Source organism: Romboutsia sp. 13368 (genome assembly GCF_018336475.1).
Lineage (GTDB): Bacteria > Bacillota > Clostridia > Peptostreptococcales > Peptostreptococcaceae > Romboutsia.
Map to the genome: position 1 here is coordinate 923,978 of NZ_CP048741.1, position 3,276 is coordinate 927,253.

Below are 3,276 nucleotides of genomic sequence, written 5' to 3' on the forward strand. Positions count from 1 at the left end.
TATAATCGTACTTTAATTAGTGGGAGGAAGATATGAAAGTAATAGAGATTAATAAATTAAAGGAAGAAGCTAATAGATGTTTTACATGTAAGGTTGCAAAGTGTAAAAAGAATTGTCCAATAAGCACTCCAATTCCAGAAGTAATAACTTTATTTAAAGAAAATAAAATTGAAGAAGCAGGAGAACTTTTATTTAAAAATAATCCATTATCAGCAATATGTGCAGTTGTATGCCCGCATGAAGATCAATGTTTAGGCAATTGTATAAGAGGGATAAAAAGTGAACCTATAGAGTTTTATGAGATGGAGAAATTTATATCTAGAGAATATTTAAAAAATGTTAAATTAAAACAAGAAAATAAATTAGATAAAAGAATAGCTATAATAGGTTCAGGACCTGCAGGAATTTCACTAGCTATAATACTTGCACAAAGAGGATATAAAGTAACTATATTTGACAAAAGATCTCATATAGGTGGGGTTTTAAGATATGGAATACCAAAGTTTAGATTACCAGTTGGTATTTTAGATGATATAGAAAATATATTACTAGATTTAAATGTAAAAATAAGATATAACGCTTTAGTAGGTCCAGTWRTAACTTTAGATAAATTATTTGAAGATGGATATGAAGCAATATTCATNGGTACAGGTGTATGGAATCCAAAACCTTTAAATATAAAGGGAGAAACTTTTGGACATGTTCATTATGCAATCGATTACTTAAAATCTCCAAAATCATATAGATTAGGAGAAAAGGTAGTTATAATAGGGGCTGGAAATGTTGCAATGGATGCAGCTAGAACTGCCAAGTACCATGGAGCTAAAGAAGTAGTTGTTGTTTATAGAAAAGATTTTGAAGATATGTCAGCAACTAAAGTAGAGATAAATGATGCAAAAGAAGAAGGGGTAAACTTTGAATTATTTAAAGCACCAGTTGAAATTGTAGATGAAGGTGTAATATTTATAGATACTGAAAAATTAGAAGATGGAAAAATGGTTAATATAGAAGGTTCTGAAAAGTTAATGGAAGCTGATTCAGTAATAATTGCTATTAGCCAAAGTCCTAAAAATAATATAGTATCAAATACTGAAAAATTAGATACAAATAAGCATGGATTATTAATTACAGATGAATACGGTCATACTACAAGAGAAGGTGTATTTGCATCAGGAGATGTTGTTACAGGAGCTAAAACAGTTGTTCAAGCAGTAGCAAATGCTAAAAATGTTGCAGATTCAATAGATGAGTATTGTAAATCAAAAAGTTTATAAATAAAAAAATAAGGTGTCAATAAWWTTTTTTATTTATATTGTTATGTTATATTAAACATTACTATATTATTTAAGTAAATTGAATTTTTAGTATATATCATCTTCATCAGTATCAATAAGACCATAAGAAGCTAAATATTCTTCTTGTATATCTAAAATCATAGCGATAGTATCTTTATCTATACTTTCTCCACATCTTTTAAATATAAAATCTATCATCTCATCAACTGAAATAGTTACATCTTCCATACAAAATCTCCTCCTTTATGCATATGACCACATATTATATTACAATAAAATAATTTAAATTAGAAGAACCAATAAATTAAATATATGCAAATTAATGTAAAATAATTTGATACAAAAGCAAATTAATAAAGATAAAGGGAAAAACTTAAAAATCAAGAATAAAATAGATATATACTAAGTATGCTATATGTAATAAACTATCTAACATAAAAATTTAAATTTTCTAAATTTAGTGAAAAATAATAAAAAGAGTTTAATTTATACATACAACATTATGGATAGCCTAACATATTTTAGTAAATAAAACCGAAATTATATCCTAAAAGTAAAATTTCAATGAGGTGGTATTATGAAATATATAAATATACCCGACATAAATTTAAAAGAAGCCATAAATGAAGCATTACAAAATAATAGTGGAGAAAGAAGTTTACATCAAGATATAACAGAAGAAGAAATTTTAAGTATTACAACTTTATATGCAAATAGTAGAGAGATATATAATTTGACAGGTCTAAGATATGCAAAAAATATAACTTATCTAAATCTTCCATTTAATAATATAAAAGATATAAGTGAATTAAAATATTTAACTAAATTAGAAAAGATAGTACTATGGCACAATAATATAGAGGATTTAACTCCTATAGAAAAATTAATAAACTTAAAGCACTTAGAAATTGATGATAATCAAATAATAAGTATAGAGCCTTTAAAAAATTTAACTAGTTTAGTTACTTTATGGGCAAGTTTTAATAAAATAAGGAATGTAGAACCATTAAGGAATTTAATAAATTTAAGATACTTATATTTAAATAATAATGAAATAAAAGATATAGACATATTAAAAAATCTAACTAATCTAGAGTACTTAGGACTTCATTATAATAAAATAGAAAATGTAGATATGTTAAATAATTTAACTAAATTAAAAATATTGGGAATAAGTAAGAATAGTATAAATGATTTATCACAATTATCAAACTTAAGTTTAGAAGATGGATTTTTTGCATGGGACCAAACTATAACAATGAATATTAGTAAAAAAGATGATAAAGCTTATACACTAGATTTAAGTTTATTAAAAGATAGAGAAGATAAAGTTATAAATATAACAGATTTAGAGAGTGGAACTTATGATAAAGAAAAAAATATTATAAAATGGGATAAAACATATTTACCACATACTATAAGTTTTAAATTTAATAATGGAATGTTAGAATATGAGAATAATAGTTTTTATGGAAGTGTAATTGTAAATATTGAAGAAAATAAAAGCTAGAAATTTAAGTATATATGAAATTTAATATATAATAAATAAAATTTAATTTTAAAAAAATTCCAAAAAACGTATCTTTTTTTTAAATRATGGTATATACTTATATTATGCTTTAAAAAAGCAACAAATATTAAAGAAAGCCTTAATATAAGGTATGGAGAAATTTAAAATGACTAACGGAATAGTAAAATGGTTTAACAGTGAAAAAGGATTTGGATTTATATCAGTTGAAGGTGGAGATGACGTATTCGCTCATTTCTCAGCTATAAACGCAGAAGGATTCAAAACTTTAGAAGAAGGACAAAAAGTAAGCTTTGATATAGTTGAAGGTGCTAGAGGACCTCAAGCAGCTAACATAACTGTATTATAATCATAGACAATTTAGACTTCAAAGACTCTCGTAAGAGAGTSTTTTTTATATATTTTTAAATGCAGTTGAAAGCATTAACTTTATTCTATTTAATAGCGTTAGAT

At 24.6% G+C, this 3,276-nt stretch carries 4 protein-coding genes; 3 read left to right on the top strand and 1 reads right to left on the bottom strand.

Features of this window, described 5'->3' with window-relative positions:
- Positions 1 to 32: 32 nt before the first annotated feature.
- The gene (locus G3997_RS03720) at positions 33 to 1,274 is read left to right on the top strand and encodes an NAD(P)-dependent oxidoreductase (RefSeq protein ID WP_296648308.1); all 1,242 of its coding nucleotides are present in this window, start codon (positions 33 to 35) and stop codon (positions 1,272 to 1,274) included.
- Between the two features lie 87 nt (positions 1,275 to 1,361).
- Here the strand turns inward: G3997_RS03720 and G3997_RS03725 are convergent, their stop codons facing one another.
- The gene (locus tag G3997_RS03725) at positions 1,362 to 1,523 is read right to left on the bottom strand and encodes a hypothetical protein (protein WP_296648312.1); all 162 of its coding nucleotides are present in this window, start codon (positions 1,521 to 1,523) and stop codon (positions 1,362 to 1,364) included.
- Between the two features lie 349 nt (positions 1,524 to 1,872).
- Here G3997_RS03725 and G3997_RS03730 point away from each other — a divergent pair, with 349 nt between their 5' ends.
- Positions 1,873 to 2,805, top strand: a complete 933-nt coding sequence (locus G3997_RS03730) for a leucine-rich repeat domain-containing protein (RefSeq protein WP_296648317.1) — start codon at positions 1,873 to 1,875, stop codon at positions 2,803 to 2,805.
- 166 nt (positions 2,806 to 2,971) lie between these two features.
- On the top strand, positions 2,972 to 3,172 hold the full coding sequence (locus G3997_RS03735) for a cold-shock protein (RefSeq protein WP_296648322.1): 201 nt from the start codon (positions 2,972 to 2,974) through the stop codon (positions 3,170 to 3,172).
- The last annotated feature ends 104 nt before the right edge of the window (positions 3,173 to 3,276 follow it).

Excerpts from the sequence above, each read along its gene's own strand:
- G3997_RS03725 (WP_296648312.1), bottom strand. The coding sequence starts at position 1,523 with ATGGAAGATGTAACTATTTCAGTTGATGAGATGATAGATTTTATATTT.
- G3997_RS03730 (WP_296648317.1), top strand. The coding sequence starts at position 1,873 with ATGAAATATATAAATATACCCGACATAAATTTAAAAGAAGCCATAAAT.
- G3997_RS03735 (WP_296648322.1), top strand. The coding sequence starts at position 2,972 with ATGACTAACGGAATAGTAAAATGGTTTAACAGTGAAAAAGGATTTGGA.